18 protein-coding genes are annotated in these 19,514 nt (G+C 47.1%); 5 read left to right on the top strand and 13 right to left on the bottom strand.

Translation table 11 applies throughout. From position 1 onward, the window contains the following. Window positions 1-21: 21 nt before the first annotated feature. Window positions 22-1,077: a M20 family metallopeptidase gene (locus tag CYJ37_RS21260; RefSeq protein WP_101551677.1), complete on the top strand. Its 1,056-nt coding sequence runs from the start codon at window positions 22-24 to the stop codon at window positions 1,075-1,077. 53 nt (window positions 1,078-1,130) lie between these two features. Here the strand turns inward: CYJ37_RS21260 and CYJ37_RS21255 are convergent, their stop codons facing one another. After that, window positions 1,131-1,859 carry a DsbA family oxidoreductase gene (locus CYJ37_RS21255; protein ID WP_094769053.1) on the bottom strand — a complete coding sequence of 243 codons (729 nt, stop codon included), beginning with the start codon at window positions 1,857-1,859 and terminating at the stop codon, window positions 1,131-1,133. A gap of 171 nt (window positions 1,860-2,030) precedes the next feature. On the opposite strand from CYJ37_RS21255, the gene CYJ37_RS21250 reads away from it, so the two are divergent. Further along, window positions 2,031-2,222, top strand: a complete 192-nt coding sequence (locus CYJ37_RS21250) for an alpha/beta-type small acid-soluble spore protein (protein WP_009795181.1) — start codon at window positions 2,031-2,033, stop codon at window positions 2,220-2,222. Between the two features lie 132 nt (window positions 2,223-2,354). On the opposite strand, the gene CYJ37_RS21245 is transcribed toward CYJ37_RS21250, so the two are convergent. The 11 genes from CYJ37_RS21245 to CYJ37_RS21195 form a co-directional block, all read right to left on the bottom strand. Further along, window positions 2,355-2,765 carry a ClpX C4-type zinc finger protein gene (locus tag CYJ37_RS21245; RefSeq protein ID WP_009795180.1) on the bottom strand — a complete coding sequence of 137 codons (411 nt, stop codon included), beginning with the start codon at window positions 2,763-2,765 and terminating at the stop codon, window positions 2,355-2,357. A gap of 122 nt (window positions 2,766-2,887) precedes the next feature. Then, entirely contained in the window at window positions 2,888-5,545 is a 2,658-nt protein-coding gene (locus tag CYJ37_RS21240; RefSeq protein ID WP_101551674.1) for a YfhO family protein, read from the bottom strand. Beyond that, the gene (locus CYJ37_RS21235) at window positions 5,509-5,919 is read right to left on the bottom strand and encodes a GtrA family protein (protein WP_009795177.1); all 411 of its coding nucleotides are present in this window, start codon (window positions 5,917-5,919) and stop codon (window positions 5,509-5,511) included. Before CYJ37_RS21235 ends, CYJ37_RS21240 begins: the two co-directional genes overlap by 37 nt. After that, a complete protein-coding gene (locus CYJ37_RS21230) occupies window positions 5,900-6,871 on the bottom strand; it encodes a glycosyltransferase family 2 protein (RefSeq protein ID WP_009795176.1) in 972 nt (323 codons plus the stop codon). Before CYJ37_RS21230 ends, CYJ37_RS21235 begins: the two co-directional genes overlap by 20 nt. Further along, window positions 6,868-7,617 (bottom strand): glycerophosphodiester phosphodiesterase, encoded by a 750-nt coding sequence (locus CYJ37_RS21225; RefSeq protein WP_101551672.1) that lies wholly within the window; start codon window positions 7,615-7,617, stop codon window positions 6,868-6,870. The genes CYJ37_RS21230 and CYJ37_RS21225 overlap by 4 nt, the downstream gene beginning before the upstream one ends. A 20-nt stretch (window positions 7,618-7,637) precedes the next feature. After that, entirely contained in the window at window positions 7,638-8,462 is an 825-nt protein-coding gene (locus CYJ37_RS21220; RefSeq protein WP_009795174.1) for a carbohydrate ABC transporter permease, read from the bottom strand. Window positions 8,463-8,477: 15 nt separating this feature from the next. Beyond that, window positions 8,478-9,344, bottom strand: coding sequence for a carbohydrate ABC transporter permease (locus CYJ37_RS21215; RefSeq protein ID WP_009795173.1), 867 nt, complete (start codon window positions 9,342-9,344; stop codon window positions 8,478-8,480). A gap of 4 nt (window positions 9,345-9,348) precedes the next feature. Next, on the bottom strand, window positions 9,349-10,428 hold the full coding sequence (locus CYJ37_RS21210; protein ID WP_101551670.1) for an ABC transporter ATP-binding protein: 1,080 nt from the start codon (window positions 10,426-10,428) through the stop codon (window positions 9,349-9,351). 50 nt (window positions 10,429-10,478) lie between these two features. Next, entirely contained in the window at window positions 10,479-11,306 is an 828-nt protein-coding gene (locus CYJ37_RS21205) for an HAD family hydrolase (protein ID WP_101551669.1), read from the bottom strand. 76 nt (window positions 11,307-11,382) lie between these two features. Then, the gene (locus tag CYJ37_RS21200; protein ID WP_022543501.1) at window positions 11,383-12,690 is read right to left on the bottom strand and encodes an ABC transporter substrate-binding protein; all 1,308 of its coding nucleotides are present in this window, start codon (window positions 12,688-12,690) and stop codon (window positions 11,383-11,385) included. A 272-nt stretch (window positions 12,691-12,962) separates the two neighbouring features. Further along, window positions 12,963-13,595: a glycerol-3-phosphate responsive antiterminator gene (locus CYJ37_RS21195; RefSeq protein ID WP_101551667.1), complete on the bottom strand. Its 633-nt coding sequence runs from the start codon at window positions 13,593-13,595 to the stop codon at window positions 12,963-12,965. A gap of 193 nt (window positions 13,596-13,788) precedes the next feature. Here CYJ37_RS21195 and CYJ37_RS21190 point away from each other — a divergent pair, with 193 nt between their 5' ends. Both CYJ37_RS21190 and CYJ37_RS21180 read left to right on the top strand, forming a co-directional pair. Beyond that, entirely contained in the window at window positions 13,789-14,631 is an 843-nt protein-coding gene (locus CYJ37_RS21190) for a metallophosphoesterase family protein (RefSeq protein WP_101551665.1), read from the top strand. A gap of 482 nt (window positions 14,632-15,113) precedes the next feature. Then, window positions 15,114-18,143 carry an efflux RND transporter permease subunit gene (locus tag CYJ37_RS21180; RefSeq protein ID WP_094769064.1) on the top strand — a complete coding sequence of 1,010 codons (3,030 nt, stop codon included), beginning with the start codon at window positions 15,114-15,116 and terminating at the stop codon, window positions 18,141-18,143. 45 nt (window positions 18,144-18,188) lie between these two features. Here the strand turns inward: CYJ37_RS21180 and CYJ37_RS21175 are convergent, their stop codons facing one another. Beyond that, a complete protein-coding gene (locus CYJ37_RS21175; protein WP_022543498.1) occupies window positions 18,189-18,599 on the bottom strand; it encodes an Lrp/AsnC family transcriptional regulator in 411 nt (136 codons plus the stop codon). Between the two features lie 118 nt (window positions 18,600-18,717). On the opposite strand from CYJ37_RS21175, the gene CYJ37_RS21170 reads away from it, so the two are divergent. After that, window positions 18,718-19,479: an MBL fold metallo-hydrolase gene (locus CYJ37_RS21170; RefSeq protein WP_022543497.1), complete on the top strand. Its 762-nt coding sequence runs from the start codon at window positions 18,718-18,720 to the stop codon at window positions 19,477-19,479. The last annotated feature ends 35 nt before the right edge of the window (window positions 19,480-19,514 follow it).

Here is a 19,514-nt window from a genome sequence, read left to right as displayed (position 1 = left end):
ACAGAGGAGGTAGGGAAAAAAATGCTGGAAAACCTGCTGAAAGAGCTGATCAGCATCAACAGCTCGGACAAAGAAGGGGCCAATGAAGCTGTTGCCTATTGCGGGCACTGGCTTGAGGGCCACGGGCTCCCTGTACATATCATTGAAAATAACGGCTACAAAATGCTTGTTTCAGAGATAGGGAGCGGCAATGAAACCATTGTCTGGAACGGCCATGTAGATGTTGTTTCAGGCAAAGAAGATCAATTCATCCCCGTAGAGGTGATAGACAAGATTTATGGCAGAGGGGCCGCCGATATGAAAGCTGGCGTGGCAGCGATGATGTGCGCCTTCAAAGAGCTGAAGGAGGCGCCGCTTGGGGTCAAGCTTCAGCTTCAGATCGTTTCTGATGAGGAAATCGGCGGGTTCAACTGCTCCGGCTACCTTGCCGAAAATGGATACCGCGGCGATTTTGTCATCTGCTCAGAGCCGACCCAGCTTGGAATCGCCCTCCAGGCAAAGGGCGTCATGCGCCTCGAAATTGCCATTGATGGAGATCCGGCCCACGGAAGCCGGCCATGGGAAGGCATCAATGCGATTGAAAGGGCATATGAAGTCCATGGAAAGCTGAAGGAGCTCCCTTTTGCCAAAGAAAGCTCCGAATTCTATCCTTCCCCTTCCATCAACCTGGCCAAAATCCGCGGAGGCGATGTATATAATAAAGTCCCGGAAAAATGCGAGCTTTTTTACGACATCCGCTATTTGCCCGGCCAGGATAAGGATGAAATCGTTAAACAGATTGAATCGATTACAGACGGGGAAGTGCTTGTCAGCATGTTCAGCAAACCGCTGCAAACAGCAAGGGACAACCCATTCATCTTAAAGCTGAAGCCGGTCGTTGATCGGCATATTAAAGATGAAGCGGTCTTTTTCGGACAGCATGGCTCTGCCGATACCGTCTTCTTTGCCAACTACGGCATACCGGCCATCGAATTCGGACCGAGCGGACTGCATTGGCATGGCGATAAAGAATATGTACTGCCGGAGTCTGTTCATGTATACAAGGAGATGCTGGTTGATTTTGCTGAAAGTTTTTAAAGAAAAGGGGTTCGAAATATCTCTATTTCGAACCCCTTTTAGTCTGTTTCAATCTATTCTTTTTCCGGAACGATGCAGCTTCCATCCGTACAGCTGGCATCAGCCGCACCTTCCGGGGACAATTCCTGCAATTTCACTACAGGATTTTCTTCTTCCCATACCTTCTGCAGAGCGCTGGCAAAGGTTTCCGCAGGCTGGGCGCCTGAGATGGCATATTTCTGGTTGATGACAAAATACGGGACTCCTGTAACGCCATATTGCCGGGCAATGCCTTCATCAATGCGGACATCATTGGCATAAGCTGTTTCATCCTTCAGAATGCTGAGCGCCTCTTCCCTGTCCAGTCCTGCTGCTTCCGCAAGACCAGCCAGCTCCTCGTGATCTCCTATGTTTTTTGATTCTGTGAAATAGGCATTAAGGAGCTTTTCCGTCAGAACAGCTTCCCTTCCCTTTGTTTTCGCGAATTTAGCCAGTCTATGGGCATCAAAGGTATTTCCCGGCTTCATTTCGTCAAAATTGAAGGTCAGGCCGACGCTTGCCGCCTGCTGCCCCACTCCCACATTGGCCTGCTTCGCCTGCTCGATGCTCATGCCATATTTTTCAGCGAGTGCCTCATGAATGCTTCTCCCAGAGTAAGGAGCGGCATTTGGATCGAGCTCAAAGCTCTTGAACTCCACCTCTACCTGATCCCGGTAAGGGAAATCCATCAATGCCCCTTCCAGGCGGCGTTTTCCTATATAACAAAACGGACAGACAAAATCCGACCATACTTCTATTTTCATCCTGGACACCTCATTTCTTAACTATCCCCATACTAGCACATCTTATCCCAAAACCCTCAGGCGGATGCTCAGGCATGCTTTCCCCGATTGTCTGTATCATGAAGCCTGCATCAGGTTAAGTTAAAAAAGAACAATACCCATTGTTCAATCCTTCGTCGGGAGTGATGGATCATGGCAAGAAACAAACTGTTGGTTCCTGGTTCAGCTAATGTACTTGATCAGATGAAGCAAGAAATAGCCAATGAGTTTGGAGTTGAGCTTGGTGCTGAAACGACCGCGCGGGCAAACGGCTCTGTCGGCGGCGAGATGACAAAGCGCCTTGTCGCCCTCGGAGAGCAGCAGCTCCAGAACAGGCAGCAATAGCGGGCCTTTGTGGAGCGGGAGACCCTTTTAGCGGGGGTCTCCTTTTTTTATTGGCTGTGTTAAATATGAATGTTGATAATTAATTAGAGATAAGAAAAACCTTATAAGGTTTCCAAATTGCTTGTTAATGAATTATACTTCTGTGGATTGTGTTTTTATAACTTCAGCACCAAACTCTAAGCATTCAATACATATAGAAACTCCTGGTCCCATAGCTAATTCTCCGGCTTCTTCTTTACTTCTACGACAAAAAGAACAAGTGGTACCGTGTTCTGTATTGCTTAAACTATTTGGATTTGAAGTTTTCTCTAAGGCATTGTACAATTCATCAATTACTTTTGGTTCAATATAGTCGAAGTCTCCTTTTAATTTCACTGCAATAGTAGTATAAGCAATAGCCATTCCTTCATAGAAACGCTGCCTTTCTAATTGTTCACTACTTTTAGATTTCTCTTCACATAATGAGCTAAGTTTCTCTAATTCCAAGATCATATCTTCAATCTTGGCACCTCGAAATGTTTTTTTGCGAAAGTCTTTTTCCACTGCATACACCTCCTATTTTGTATGTACACATTTGTATACATACATAGTGAGATATATTCTTCACACATATAGATTGTTCCTTCAATTTCCAACTATTTCTGGAATTAACTTACTCTTTCACATTAAGAACTAACATTGATATGGCATACGGGCATGCGCCTTGTTTTTTTAAAGAGGGCAGCAAGGCAAATGCTCATTGCTGCAAAAGAGAGTGCAAGCAGCTGAAAGAAATACGGCGGATAATAGACCATCTCGATCCTGTTCTGACCTTCCTGCAGCCGGAAGCCTGTAAATGCATAATTGGCCTTCAGCAGCTCTTCTTCCTCTCCATTAATCTTTAAGCGCCAGCCTTTTTCAAAAGGCAGCGGAATGATTGCATAATGCCCGCCTTCATTTTGAAGTTCAAATGACAGACGGTTTCCTGACCACTCTGCCTCTGGCGGAACATGGCGGCGTTCTTCTTTTTTCACATTTTCCAGCACCTCAAAGGTTTCTTCATAAAGCTTAAAGTCCTTTAAATGATATTCTCCCTTTGGCATCCTAAGGGAAATCTGGTCCGCTGCCTTGACCCTTATGATCAGGTCATCCACACCCGTCCGGTATATAGACCCTTCTTCTTTCCTGATTGTCTGGAACTCATTGACCTCAAGGATAAATTCATCCTTGTTGTTGATGCCATCAATATTGAAGCCAACCAAATAGTCTTTTGCAGAAGGATTTCTTCTACTGATCAATAAATCAATGCCGCCTTCCTCACCGCTGACCTTGAGTTTTCCTCCCGCATACTCGGCGTTTAAAGGCTTGATTTCCGCCTGCGAAATTAGATTTGTGCTGTCCGGTATCGGAGCATTTGCTGTTCCCTTTTCAAGAACGATTCCTTTCAGCATCGCCTGTTCCTTTGCCGAAGGGGAACTTCCTTTCAGATCTTTTTCCAGATAAACGCTGTCAGCCGTCCGCACAAAAGGCAGGAGGTTTTCATTTTCATAAGCCTCATAACCGCCGGCAGAAGCTATTCTCTTAAAGCCGTAAGGAATGGAGGCATCTCCCTTCTCAGCAATATAATATTTTCCCATGAGGATGCTGTACAAGTTGGCCCGGTCCCCAAGGGAAGCATAGCGGCTGACGCTCTCACGCCCCATATCGATTTCAAGATCACTGAGATAAAACCATAGAAGCTCTTTATTTAAGATACTGGAATAGACACTCATTCCTCTGAAATCCTGGACAATCGGAGTATTATTCCTTAAAGGGATCATCCAGTCGATCCTTGCCAAAGGATCAGCGTTACCCTCCTGTACCAGCCGGATGAGCTCCTGCTGGTCTGCACCGTTATAGTCACGGCTGTTCATGAACTCCTTTGATACACGGTATTCCGTCCCTGTCACGGTCAAACGCTCTTCCTGGTAAAAATTCGGGATCAGCACGCTGGTCAGGATGACAGCAGCTGAAAGCAGTACTCCGGCCTTTTTCCTGAAAAAGGCTGCCCCGAGAAGGAAAACAGCAGCCGAAATGAAGGCTGCAATCGCCATATAAGCATCCTGCACTTCTTCAAATTCCAGCTTAGGGTCAAAATGATAGAACAGTATGTAAAATAAAGCCGCACCTGCTCCTGCTGATGCAAGCGGAAGAAGCTTGAGCCTGCCTGCCAGGGGGAGTGCAGCTCCTGCCGCCCCGCCGGCTGCAAGCGACAGCATATATTCCCAGCGGTACTGTGGAGCAGAAAAACCATTGAACAAGCTGCCTATAAACGGGCTGAAATGCAGGATGGACAAAACGATCGTCATTGCAGCAAAAAACCGGAAATGCCTGTTCCTGTATAAAGGCTTTACCAGCAGGCAGATGAGAACAAATGCCGGCAGATAAACAATTCTTCCGTTCAGCAGCAGATTGTCAATAAACTCAAAAGCAGGGATATGGTCCTCATATGCAGGTCGGTAATTGTTCAAATAGCCATATACGGCAGGAAAAAACGAAAAGCCGCTGATGCAGAATCCTGCGGCCAGCCCGATAATATAATGCTTCAGCTGGATCAGCTTGGCCCGCCCGTTTCCATCAAACGGGAGAATCCAGCGAAACAGGACATAAACGCCGCACAGCAGGAAATTAACATAAGCAAAATAAAAATTGTCAAATAAGCTGATGGATACAGCTATTATGAATAAACCGGAACCCTTCCCCCGCATGATCCTTTCAATCCCGATCAGAAGGAGAAGCAGCCAGAGCATACTGTCGGCAAAAAACTCCCAATAGGTCACATGCCTGAAGTAAATGATGCTTGTGCCGTAAATGACAGCGCCAGTAAAGGCGGGCAGTGCTTTCATTCCCAGCATCCTGAAATAATAGGAGGCCAGAAGCAGGATGCCTGTCAGCCTGATGATGCTTACAATGAGGATGATGTCAGCCCAGTAAAAAATATCCGGCGCCCCAATCAGGCCGAGACTCTCAAGTATATAGGTTACAAGCATCGTAATTAGAAAGAAGATAGAAGTAGCAAAATAATAGCCAAGCTGGGTATAGGTTCCCCCGCCGAACCCGAAGTCAGGCGAATAGAAAAACTCCCCGCTGGTGTACTGCTCATACAAGAGCTGCTTGAACGGCTGCATTTGCGACAATCCATCGTTCATCCCGGTCATATAGCGGCCCTCGAACCACTCAGAAATAAAAAACATATGGCTCAGTACAGCTGCCAGCAGACAGAAGAAGAATAAGGCAGCCTTAGGCCATCTGTCTGCCTGAAGAAACTTTAATAAGTTTGGTATGTAGCTTCGCGCTTTTTGCATGATGTTTTCAGGACTCTCCCCGTTAAAATGAAAGTAGCTGGCAAAGTAAAGACGACTGCAATGACCGGTGCAAGGCTGCTGCTCACCTTCAGCCCATCGACAAGTATGAACAAGATGAATGCAGTCATGCCCGTATTGAACAGCTGTGTCAGCGGAAAGCGGATGAACGCCCCCCATGTCGGCTTCACCCTATATGTAAATAGAGTATTCAGGAAAAAAGAACCAATCAGGCTGCTTGCGAAACCTATACTATGCGCAAGGAAATAATGGAACCCTGCCCAATGGAGAAGAACAAGATAGACTGAATAATAGTGCAGGGTATTCACCCCGCCGGTCACGGCAAAGCGGAAAAATTCACTGTGTATGAACCGCATGCTGCTCCCCTCTTTCGCTTGCTTGCTGAATATTGGTCTGCTGAATCAGATAATGCGGCCTTTTCTTTGTCTCATAATAAATGCGGCCGATGTATTCACCGACGATTCCCATGCAGACAAGCTGAATTCCTCCCAGGAAAAGGACAGCAGATATGGTCGTGAAATAGCCGGGAACAGAGACTCCATGCTGCATGATCTGGACAAAGGTAAATCCGATATATCCGAGCGAAAGCAGAAGGACAAAGGCGCCCAGATAAAAGCATGCCCTGAGCGGCTTGTGGTTAAAAGAAACGATCCCATCAATCCCGTAATTCAGCAGTTTAGGGAATGACCATTTTGTCTCCCCTGCTTCCCTTTGGACATTCTCGTATTCTATTATTTTCTGCTCGAATCCGATCCATGAATAAAGTCCTTTGGAAAAGCGGTTTCCTTCACTGAGCAGCAGGAGCGCCTTTGCTGCTTCTTTGCTCAGCAGCCGAAAATCTCCCTCACCGTCTGACAGCTGCACGTCCACTGCCCTGTTCACAAACCGGTAGAAGCAGGAGGAAACGAATGAACGCACCGGAGAATCTCCCGTACGGTTCCTTTTGGCAATTACCTGCCCATACCCTTCTTCATATCCCCTCACCAGCTGGCAGATCAGGGAAGGCGGATGCTGAAGGTCGGCATCCATCATGATGACCGCATCACCTTCTGCGTTCCGGAGTCCGGCAAGCATGGCCGCCTCCTTCCCGAAATTCCTTGTAAACGATATAAATTTGACTTCCTCATGGTGAAAAGCCAGCCGATGGATGGTTTCCATCGTGCCGTCCGAGCTCCCGTCATCCACAAACAGGATTTCATATTGATAAAAAAGGCTTGCCATTTCCGTCCGGATTGCCTCCAGCACCCTGGGGATATTCTCAGCTTCATTATAGGAAGGGATGATAAATGATATTTTTGCCTGACTCATTCTGCTGCCTCCATTTGCTCTTCCGGCTGGCCGACCATGATTTCCGGATGATTGGTTGTAATCTGGATGCTTCCGCCCAAGTCCTGCACCTTTTTCAAAGCTTCTTTGCCGTTGACTGTCCATGTGCCGATTTCAATTCGGGCGTCCAGCAGAGATTCAACCAGCCCACGGGAGAGAAAGCCATAGTGAACGGATACATGGCTTGCCCCCGTATAAGCTGCCTGCTCTGCCAGGAGAGTCGCATGACCCAGGTAAATCAGGCCGGTGCGGATCGTCGGATCCAGCTCTTTCAGCTTCAGAAGTGAATGATGATCAAAAGAGATGACCAGGGCCTCTTTATAGAGCGAATATTTCCTGATCAATCCTGCCACTTTTTCTTCAAGTCCTTCATACATTCCGGCCATCTGCTTCAGCTCAATGAAAAGCTTCTTTTTTCCTTTGGCCATTTGAATGATTTCCTCCAGCGAGGATATCGTTTCGCCGGAATACTCAGGGCTGAACCATGAGCCTGCATCAAGGAGTGCCAGTTCAGCGGCAGTATGGTCCTTCACATTTCCGCTCCCGTTTGTTGTCCGTTCCAACGTGTGATCATGAATGACAACAGGGATCCCATCCCTTGATAAATGGACGTCCAGCTCTATGGCAGAAATCATAGGGTGCTCAAGGGCGAGCCGGAAAGCGGCCGCCGTATTCTCAGGGGCTTTCCCGCTCCAGCCGCGGTGTGCAACACAGGCATTCTTCAGCATCAATCATCATCCTTTCCTGTCTATTTGACTCCTGTATAAACAAAAGCACGGATAATCTGTCTTTGAGCAAAGAAAAAGGCAATAAGGATCGGCACAACAAGGATCATATTTCCTGCCATAAGCACATTCCAGGCAGTTCCTCCCTCTACTTCCCTAAGCTTGGATATCCCGAGCGGAAGGGTGCGCGCCACATCGCTTGTCGTCATAACAAGCGGCCAGAAATAATCGTTCCAGTGAGTGATGAAGCTGAATAATCCAAATGTGATAAGAACAGGCTTTGCCATCGGAACCATAATGCGGAACATGATCTTCCATTCAGAAGCTTCATCAAGCCGGGCGGCTTCCAGCAGTTCCTCAGGGACCTGCATGAACGACTGCCTGAGCATAAAAATGCCAAAAGCACTGGAGGCAAACGGCAGGATCAGCGCCCACAGGGAATCAAGCAGCCCCCAGGAGCTCATCTGCAGATAGACCGGCAAAAAGATAAGCTGAGAGGGAATCATCAGGGTAATCATGGTCACAGCAAAGAAAAACCTGCTTCCCCTGAAACGGTACCGGGCAAAAGCATAGGCTGCCGGTATAATCGTCAGAAATTGCAATATCAGGATTCCCGCTGAAACCATCAGGCTGTTTAAGAAGTAGCGGAAAAACGGCCCGGAGTTCCATGCCTTGGAGAAGTTTTCCCATTTGAACTCCTCAGGCAGCCATTTCGGCGGAAATGTCATTGTTTCACCAAGCGTTTTAAAAGAAGTGGAAATCATCCAGACAAACGGAAGTGCAAAAACAGCAACAACCAGTAAGAGTGCGGCCAAATTGAAAAGCCTTCCTGCAGCTTTAAGCTTCATATATAATCCTCCACATCATCGGTAATGGACTCTCCGGGAAAGCAGCCTGAAGTAGACTATTGTCAAAAGGCTTACCAGAATCAGCAGCAGAACACCTGCGGCCGATGCATAGCCGATTTTGAAGAACCGGAAACCATACTCATAAATATAGAAAACAAAGGTATTCGTTGAATTAATCGGCCCGCCCTGGGTCATGATCGCAATCGTTTCAAACACCTGGAATGACGCAATCAGGGAAATGATCGTCAGGAAAAAGAGCGTCGGTGACAGCATCGGGAGCGTCAGCTTGAAAAAGGTCCTCGCCTTATTCGCCTCATCCAGCTCTGCCGCTTCATAAATATCCTTCGGAATGCTCTGCAGCCCGGCAATGAAAATGAGCGTATTGAAGCCGATCCCTTTCCAGACCGCCACAATGACGAGAGAAAACAGCGAGGTTCCCGGATCTGTCAGCCATGGGACATTTGCGATGCCGAACAAATTGAGAAACCAGTTCAGCAGTCCATAGTCAGTATCCATGAGCCACATCCAAAGCATCGACACTGAAACAAGCGAGATAATATGCGGGCTGAAGATCGCACCCTGCACAAATCCGTACAGAGCTCCCTGCCTGTTCAGCCACAGGGCAAGCAGGAGAGAAACCGCCACCGTCAGTGATACTGTCAGTGCTGTGTATGTAAAGGTATTCTGCATCACTTCAATGAACTCACGCTCTGCGAAAAGCGCTTTGAAATTGCCGATACCCACAAAATCCTTAACAGGACTGACAAAGTTCCAGTCATGGAAGCTTAAATAAATCATGTATAAGATAGGATAAATGAAAAATAATCCGAAGATGGCAATCGATGGCGCAATCATGCCATACGGCCGCAGCTTATTCATCATGATATCAGCGGCCCCCTTTTACCAGTACAGGCTCCTGCATGTTCATGCTTGCTGACCTGTTCCTTATTCCATCATTCGTGAAAAAGTAAAGCTTTTCATATGGAAGCCTTACATGCACATCCTGCAGATGGGGCATCGGATCGAGAAAGCTCTTCACATGCATAACGCCAGCCGTATTTCGAACAGTATAAATGGTCTCAGATCCAAGTGTTTCCATCGCGGCCACCCTGGAAGGGAGGATGATGCTGTGCGCATCAAAGGTATCCGCCGTAACGATTTCCATATGCTCTGGCCTGCATCCAATATAGGCTGCGTCACCGTCTACAGCCGGCATATAATCAGAAAGCAGGGCTTTTTCCACTATGTTCATGGGAGGCGTTCCGATAAAGCTCGCGGCAAAGATATTCTCGGGATCATGATAGATAGCCATCGGGCTGTCAGCCTGCTTGATTTTGCCTTTATCCAAAATGACGATTTCATCCCCCATCGACATGGCCTCCACCTGATCATGCGTCACATATATAAAGGTGGTGCCGAGCTGCTTGTGAAGCTGGATCAGCTCTGTCCTCATCTGGACTCTCAGCTTCGCATCCAGGTTGGAGAGGGGCTCATCCAGAATGAATACCTTCGGCTTCTTTACCATGGCCCTGGCGAGCGCTACCCTCTGCCTTTGTCCGCCTGAAAGGTTCTGCGGCTTTTTATCAAGATATTCCTCCAGGCCGACAATCCTTGATATTTCAGCAATAAGCTGTTCCCGTTCCTGCTTAGGAACCTTTTTATTCACAAGCCCGAATTCAATATTTCCCCTGACCGTCATGGTCGGATACAGAGCATAGTTTTGAAATACCATGGCAATGCCGCGCTTCCCCGGCGCAAGATCATTCACCTTCTGGTCGTCGATCCAGATCTCTCCTCCTGATTCCTTTTCCAGTCCCGCTACCATCCGCAATGTCGTTGATTTTCCGCAGCCGGATGGGCCAACCAGTACTGTGAAGGATCCATCGCGGATGGTCAGATTCAAATCATTGATGATTTCCTCGTCTTTATAGGTTTTTGATATATTCACCAATCTGATTTCAGCCATGCCTTTTCATCTCCTGTTTTCGAGTATTGGATTTTCTCCAGACAAGGATCCTAGATTGCCCCTGAAGGAACGGCCTCCAAAAGCCTCAAGAATCCGGCCAGCTCTTCGATTGTTTTTACTGAATGGTCCCACTCCTCTGAGCCGGCATGCTCATACCGGGAAATCAGGCAGGTCCTGCCCCCAAGCTGTTTCACCGGGTAAAGGTCATTGAAGGGATTGTCCCCGACGGATAAAATTTCATGTGGCTGATAGCCTTCTTCCCCCAGCCTTTTCATGACGCCCCTGATGCCCTCAGGCTTCTGTGCATCCACTATGTATGTATCAAACAGATTTTCCAGCCCAAGAAAGCTGACAAATTCTTCAGCAGAAGGAGATGGGGTGTTGGTCATAAAAATCTTGCGATCAGCACCCATTTTGCCTACCGCTTCAATCAAGCCGGGGAACACCTCGATCTGATGGGGTCCGGCAAGCATTTCCTTCCTGACTGTTTCGAACGCATTCAGCTGTTCTTCTGCATGGACGCCATGCCTTTTTGCAAGAATGGCTGCAATCCCCCATGGATCACCTATGTAGAAAAGTCCGTCCATCTCTTCCTGGTTCAGTACCCCTTCCTTTCCATCCCATCCGAAGCAGCCTGTCGGGACAAGCCCATCATGGCTGTATGCCCTGTTTCCATCATGACAGAACAAATAGCCGAACTTCACCGGGTGCTTTCCCTCCAGAATCATATAAGCTTCATCGATGGCCGCCTGAAGTTCCTGTCCCTGCAAGCGGCTGCCAAGCATGTGGCTGATATATCTCCCTAAAAAGGCATAATCCTGATATAATGTGCCGTCCAAGTCGAAAATGGCCACTTTAATGTCTTTGTGCCAAGTCATTCTGCATTCCCCTTTCTTTATGAATGCCGGGGAAAAGGACTGAATCCCTCCCCCGGCAGCCTGATGCGATTATTGATTACTTAAGCAATTGATTGGCTTTTTCTGCTGCCTCATCAAGGGCGTCTTTTGGAGCAAGGCCATCTTCAAGCATGACCCTGGAGATTTGGTCTGTCAGGATTTTAGCCACTTCAGGATAGGCTTCTGCCATCGGACGGGCATGACCATACTGCAATTGGTCGACAGCCACTTTGAATTGCGGCATTTTCTCATATAGTGACTTCATTTCTTCAGAATCTACAGCTGAAAGGCGGCTTGGCAGATAGCCAGTATATTCGCTGGCATAAATGGTTTGTTCTTTTGCCGTCATCCATTTGATGAATTCCCATGCGGCATTTTGCCTTTCCTCATCAAGACCGGCTGTCATGACCAGGTTGGCACCGCCTGTCGGCACTCCATTCACCTTATTGGCAGGCATGAAAGCAGTGTTCAGCTCAAAGCCCTGTTCTTCGGCCACGCTCAAATTATAAGAAAGATCGGCTGTAGAAGAGAAAGCCATGGCAGAACGGCTGTTGGCAAAATCCTGCTTGGCTACTTCTGCAGCTGCTTCGCCGCCAGGAACCTTGATGACGCCTTTGTCGGCCATCTTTTTCCAGAATTCAAGCGCTTCAACACCTGCTTCTCCATTGAATTCAGCACTCTTTTCATCATCAGAGATCATTTGCCCTTCACCTTGTGCGACAAATGCTTCATACATCCAGATATTGACCGGCATGGTCATCCCGACCGTTTTCCCTTCTTTTGTGAGGGCAGTCAGATATTCTTCGAATTCCTTCCAATCCTTAGGCCCTGCCGGATCAAGCCCAGCTTCCTTCAGCATGGTCGTATTCATATACAGAATCGGTGTGCTTCGCAGATATGGAAGGCCGTAAAGCTTGTCATCCACATAGGAATTCCCCATCAGCCCCGGGTTGAAGTCATCCATATTGATATCATCTTTTTCAACGAATGGCGTGAGGTCCTGTGTCATGCCGGATTTAGCAAAAACGCCAATGGAAGCAATCTCATTCTGAGTGACTTCAGGAGCATTCTTGGCGGCAAAAGCAGCCTGTGTCTTGGAGTGAAGCTCATCATAAGTCCCCTGGTATTCTGCTTCTACATAAATCTTGTCCTGGGATTCATTGAACATCTTGACGAGATTTTCATTATTCTCGCCAATTTTATCTCCCCACGCATACCAGTATTTGATATGGATTCTGTCATCACTGGCAGATGCGGTATTGTCCCCCGAAGATTTCGTTTCTGTACCGGCAGAATTGTTGCCTGAGCATGCGGTTGCCATCAGCAGCATAAAAATCATTACGATAAGACCGGATATTTTCTTCACTTCATATTCCCCCGTTTTCAATGGATTGTGATCTAGCACTTTGCATCAGGTAGTTCAGCTTAAGCAAGATTGGAGCTGTAAAGCTTTCAAGAAAATGGCAAAGGTACTGGCCTGCCTCCTCACCTCCCAAAAAACTAAAGAGACCTCAAACAAACGGAATCCTACTCTCCGTGTTTGAGGTCTCTCTGCATTGAACCTGTTTTCTATGTACTTGTCGATTATGATGTTACATCCCTTTTGCTAAGATAGTATTATGGAATTGTAAATCTTTATTAAACAGGCATTCTCGCATTTTTGCGCCCGTTCCTGCTTAAATCTTCCTTCCAGATCCCCGTATTGGAGGTTGTGACCGCCGCAGCCCCGCATGAGAGCGATTCTTCTGCATGCTCCCTTTCCGTCAGCAGGCCTCCCGTGATCACCGGCACCAGGAGCTTTTCCGAGAGTGATTGAATGATATGAGGAAGCCTTGAAGGCATGATTTCAATCATATCAGGGCCATCAGGTCCGCCCAGCTCCAGCACATGATCATATACTTCCGAATCTATCATGAATACACGCTGGATGACCATCAGGCGCCGCTTCTTAGCTTTTGCCGCAAGTCCCGGCTTTGTGGTCACAATGCCGAGCGGCTTGACATAATCAGCGATGAAATCCAGCCCTTCACTGTTAAGGCTTAATCCCCCGATCTTTTCTATATGGATAAAAACAGGCAGCCCCTCCTTCCTGAATAGATCTGCATAATTCTTAACAGACATGATATTGCCGGTCATCAGGAAGACAGCGCTGATTTTGTCTTTATGCCTAATCGCTTTTTCAATTCCGCAGGGCTCTTTGACTGCCGCAATCTTCCTGCATGCTTCCACCCGTTCCAGAAATTTCGCTTTCTCTGCCAATGCTGCCACCATAACACTCCTATTCTGAAAATAGATTCGCTGTCCGTGATCCTGTCCTTTCTCCTATTACAGTATCATAATCCTCTATGATGAAAAGTAACCGGGAGACTCTTTAACCTGATTTTTACATTCCTCGTCATTTTTCTTAATATTCGGCCCTTACTGTTCTAAGTGAAAGGCAGTACATACGAAGGGAGAATAAAAGATGAAAATTGCAATGATTGGAGATCTGCATTACCCGGCAATCAACGAAGAGGTTTTGGGACTCAAAGAAGCGCGTACAGCTTTCTATGAAACATTCATGAACTACTTCCTGGATATCGAGGCTGATTTTCATGTTTCGATCGGTGACCTCACTAATTTCGGCCTTCCAAACGAGCTTGAGGAAATCTACAGCATCATCAGGCAAAAAGACCGCACCTTCTACCATGCGCTTGGCAATCACGATGTATATGCGATGACAAAGAAAGAAGTGCTCGCCATCACCGGCCAGAAACAATATCATTCTTTCGAAAATGAAAAAGCTGTTTTCGCCTTCCTTGATACGGCGAGGGAAATGAACTATGAAGACTGGGGCGGCTGGATGGATGAAGAACAGCTGAACTGGTTCGAGACTGTTGTTGCAGCTTCCGGCTCCAAGCCGCTTCTTGTGTTTGTCCACCATCCTGTCTATAACACAACAACCCGCTCAGATGGCGAAAAAGGCTCCATCCACCGGGATATCGACATGTGGAAAGTGCTGAGCCAAAAGAAAGGGCTTGGCGTTTATTTCAACGGCCACACCCATGTAGACTCCATCGTGCAGCAAAACAACTGGACCTTTGTACAAAAATCCGCATGCCTTGACCAGCAGGCAGTCCGTGTCATTGAAATCGGCCAAGAAGAGATCTCCGTTTCCGCCATTGATCTGGATGATGATTTCCTGGTCGAAAAAGCAGGATTCATCGCCGGAAACATTCCCCACTTCGGGCCAACCCCTGCAGCAAGAGGCACACAGGAACAGCGTGAGTGCCGCATTCCCCTCAATGCAGCTGCCTATCAGCTGTAAAATCACTGGAAGATAGACATGGCTGTGTGCTGTGTCTATTTTTTTTGCCGGCGGAATACTGGTTATGCAGATGTTGCCGAGTTTTTGGCCAGCATTCAGGAAGGTCACAAATATATCCTGGGACTCGCAAATATATCTGGAAAGTCGCAAATATATTGGAACTCGCAAATATATCCCAAAAGTCGCAAATATATCTTCAAAGCCGCAAATAAAGCCTTAGCCTTCACACCCTGCTGAACGCCAGCCCCTCGAGCCTGCAAACGCCCTGCTCTTTTCTAGGTCCCAAGTCTTAGTCAAAATATGTCTGAGGCTCAATCCGCTTTAGACTGATTGAGTTTATGATGGAAAACAGAAGGATGTGGGATTTACTCCTTTAAAAAGAAAATTTTACTAATTTATGTATTATTTTCTACAACTGCTCTGTATGATTATTCCTTGGGAGCAAAGATCCATATTTTCATCTCACTAAAAGGAGAGTACTTATGAAACTGATCAAATTTATCGTTGAAAGAAAGATTCTGGTTGGACTTGTGGCAGTCCTGGTCCTGCTGACCGGGAGCTATGCAGTTCTTGAGCTTGATAAGGAGCTCATGCCTGCCATGAAGATGGATGGCGGCTATGCAGAGATCAATGCGGGAGAAATGCCTGCGATAGAAATTGAGCGATCGATTACCACTCCGCTTGAGCAGCAATTAAAAGGGCTCGACGGGGTTGAAGATGTAACGTCCACTACAATTGCCGGAAGAAGCTCCATCCAAATGGCCTTTGAGCAGGGCCGGGGTGACGAGGTTTTCAAAGAAGTGGAATCTGTCATCAATTCTTCCACTGCCGGGATATCTGCTGTAAAGGAAGTAGAAATGGGGCAATACGGCGCTAGCCAAAGCTATGAATTTTTCCTGGATCTGTCGAACGGCAATCTTGAGGACATAACCAGATTTGCAAAGGAAACATTGGAGCCGCGGCTTGAAGCTCTGCCTGAAGTAAGGGATGTATCGCTTTCCGGCATGGAGGAGGATGAAGTAAACATTCTCTTAAACCGGGAAGAAATGCTGAAAAAAGGACTGGATGCTTCCGGGGTGATGGCTGCCATCCAGCAGGTGAACAGCGAAGCGACGCTCGGTCAGCTCAAGCTGGAAAAGGAATCCCCTTCTGTCCGCTGGAATACAAAGCCGGGTTCAGAAAATGACATAAGGAATATTGAAATTGCTTCTCCTTCAGGCTTCATCAAGCTTGGTGACATTGCTGATATTACAGTAGCGCCGCAGGAAAGCTCCTCTTTTGTCTGGAAAAATGGCACCAAGGATCTTGTGTTTGTCCAGGTCGGGAGAGTTTCGGATGCAACCCAGATCGAAATGGCTGATGCTGTCCGCGGGGAAATCGAAAAAATCCGTGAAGAAGGGCTGATCAAGGGGTTTGAGCTGAATGAGATGGTTGCGCAGGCTGACTATGTACAGGAATCTATTGACGGCGTCGCGTCCAACATCCTCATTGGGGGCATCATTGCTGTAGTGATTCTCCTGTTATTCCTGAGGAACTTAAGGGCCACTCTCATTGTCGGAATCTCAATTCCGACCTCCGTACTCCTGACTTTCGCCTCGATGTGGATGTTCGGATACAGCCTCAATATGCTGACACTTATCGGCCTGGGATTGGGAATCGGCATGATGGTTGACTCTTCCATCGTCATTCTGGAATCCATCTACCGCAAAAAAGAGCAGGGGCTAGCCCGTCTTGAGGCCGTATTGGAAGGAACGAAAGAAGTATCGGCAGCCGTAATCGCAAGTATGCTCACTACCATCGTCGTATTTTTGCCGATCGGGCTGCTGGGCGGAGAAATGGGCCAATTCATGATCATGCTGTCGGCAGTTGTTGCAATCACACTGATCAGTTCAGTACTGGTTTCATTCACAGTCATCCCTTCCCTGTCAGAGAAGTTCTTAAAAATTTCCAGCAAAAAGAAAGCCCGCAGGGAAGGACCGCTGCTACGTTTTTACAGCAGGGTGATTAACTGGACTGTAAAGAAAAAGCGCCACAGTTTTGCAGTGATTGCAGCCTTTTTCCTCATGTTTGCAGGCTCGCTGCTGCTTATTCCAAAAATACCGATGACAATCATGCCGGATGTGTTCAACCGCTATTCCGAGCTGATGGTTGATTTGGAGACCGGTGTATCCATCAAGGAAAAAGAAGCGGTTGCCGCAGAAATGAATGAAAGCTTGAGCAAAATCAAGGATGTAGAATCCAATTATGTTATGGACAGCGGCGGTATGATGTACACCATCATCAATATGACCAAAGGGGATGATATTACAAAATCCCAGAAAGAGGTCAACGAGGAAATCATGAAGGCGCTGCGCGAGCTTGAGGATACCCAGCCAATTGAAAGCGTCCAGAGTGTGATGTCAGGCGGCGGCGGCTATCCTGTGCAAGTTAATTTGAAGGGCGAAAGCTTTGAAGAACTGGAGACTGTTTCCGATTCTTTTATAAAGGAACTTGGGAAAATAGATGGAATCGTCGCTATTACTTCTTCCATGAAACGCACATCACCTGAAGAGATCGTAGAATTAAAGGAAGACGAAATTCAAAAAGCCGGACTGTCCGGACTGCAGGTCAAGCAATTCATTGAACAGTCCTTTATGGAAATGCCGCTTGGCGAGGTTTCACTCCATGAAGAATCTGTTCCCCTCATTTTAGGATGGAGCGAAAAGACGGCAACTAAAGAGGCGCTCATGAAGCTCTCCATCCCTGCTGCCGGAGGAGAAAAGAAGCTGTCAGAGCTGATTAGCCTGAGGAAGATCGATGCGCCGAATGAAATCTCCCATAAAGATGGTGAAAGATTCATATCTATTTCGGCTGATATTGAGGACAGGGATCTTGGCAGCATCAACCGTGATGTACAGAAACTGATCGAGAAATTTGATGCACCAGCAGGCTACACTTTATCTGCAGCCGGAGATTTGGAGCAGCAGCAGGAACTGATCAAGGATATGGTCTTCATCCTTTCCATCAGCATATTCCTTGTATACCTTGTCATGGCGGTTCAATTCAATCATCTGGTTCAGCCGATCATCGTCATGTCAGTCATCCCGATGACAATCGTCGGCGTCATCCTCGGGCTCTTCCTGACCCAGCGCGAGCTGAGCGTCATGTCGGCAATGGGAATCGTCATGCTGATCGGCATTGTGCTGAATAATGCCATCCTGCTGCTGGACCGGACCAACCAGCTGCGCAAAGAAGGAGCTGCAATCACTGATGCACTCATTCAGGCCGGAAAGGACCGGATCCGCCCGATCTTTATGACGACCCTTACAACAGCTGGCGGAATGCTGCCGCTGGCCCTTGCTTCCGGCACATCCGGAAACTATCAGGCGCCAATGGCAACAGTCCTCATCTCCGGGCTGATGTTCGCTACCTTTATAACACTTCTGCTGATTCCGGCTGTGTACCGCTTATTCAGCCGCTCTCCCAAGAAGACGAAGGAGCAGCCGGAGCCTGTGATGGAGAATGCAAGCTGATGAGAGAGGCCCCGCTTTTGGCGGGGCTTTTCTCTTTTTGTTCTTCTATTTGCTGATAACGATAGATAATTTGTAGCTCACTGCATTGCTGAGTCCCGTCAAAAATTCATCCAATCTTTCATTGGATGGGAATCTGCATTCAAGCAGATAGCAGCTTTCCCCACTCACTTTATAGTTATGGATGATGTACTGTTCTTGTTTCTTAACGAAAGATAAATACGGCTGATGATTGGCGGTTTTCGTATAAATATGAAGGATGGCATGAACTGGGTAACCCATCTTTTCCTTATTTACTTTAATGGTATATCCTTCAATAACCCCTGAATCCTCCAGTTTTGCAACTCTGGCTGAGGCCGCCTGTCCGGTCAGGTGGACTTTTTCACCGAGCTCTTTCATCTTTATGCGGCTGTTTTTTGAAAGCTCTTCTATAATATGTTTATCCGTACCATCTAACATCCCAACAAATCCTTTCATTAATCAAGTGAAAGTGCTTAAAGACTTGATTTAATCTATGTAAAGCCAAAAGGGTCTTATTATAAACTATACTTACATTATGGAAAAGGAGCTGCGCAATATGATTATACAACAAATCCGAAATGCAACTTTGGTTGTCCATTACGCTGGGAAAAAGTTTTTAATCGACCCATTTTTAGCAGAGAAAGGTACTTATCCCCCCTTCCCTAATTCTATCAGGCAGGAACAGAAAAACCCTTTAACCAAACTGCCATTTTCTATTGATGAAATAGTTGGTCAGGCAGATGCAGTCATTGTAACCCATCTTCACCTGGATCATTATGATGATGCAGCCAAAAACGCACTTCCAAAGGATATTAAAATGTTCGTGCAAAATGAGGAAGATGCCAGTTCAGTCAGAAGTGACGGTTTTCGAAATGTAGAAGTCCTTAAAGAGGATACAGTATTCGAAGACATCCATCTGATAAAAACGAAAGGCGAGCATGGCAGGGGAGAAATTCTGAAGCTTGCTGGTCTGGTGTGCGGTGCAGTCTTTAAACATCCTTCCGAAAGAACACTCTATATAGCCGGAGATACTGTCTGGAATGCAGATGTTCAGGAGGAAATTGATGCACATCTTCCAGAAGTCATTGTAGTAAATGCGGGAGATAATCAGTTCCTTGAGGGCGGCTCTCTTGTGATGGGCAAGGATGATGTATATGAAGTGTGCAAGGCTGCCCCTAAGGCTAAAATCATTGCAAGCCACATGGAAGCAGTCAATCATTGGACATTGTCCAGGGACGAACTCAAGAAGTTTATTAAGGACAAGGGAATCTCTTCTAATGTGCTGGTGCCTGATGACGGTGAATCTTACTCGTTTTAGTGAAAAAACAGACAGGATAATCCCCCTGTCTGTTT

Source organism: Bacillus sp. UMB0728, from assembly GCF_002858875.1.
GTDB lineage: Bacteria > Bacillota > Bacilli > Bacillales > Cytobacillaceae > Bacillus_AB > Bacillus_AB infantis.
Note: the sequence above shows the minus strand (reverse complement) of the source record. Positions and strands in the feature narration are given on the sequence as shown.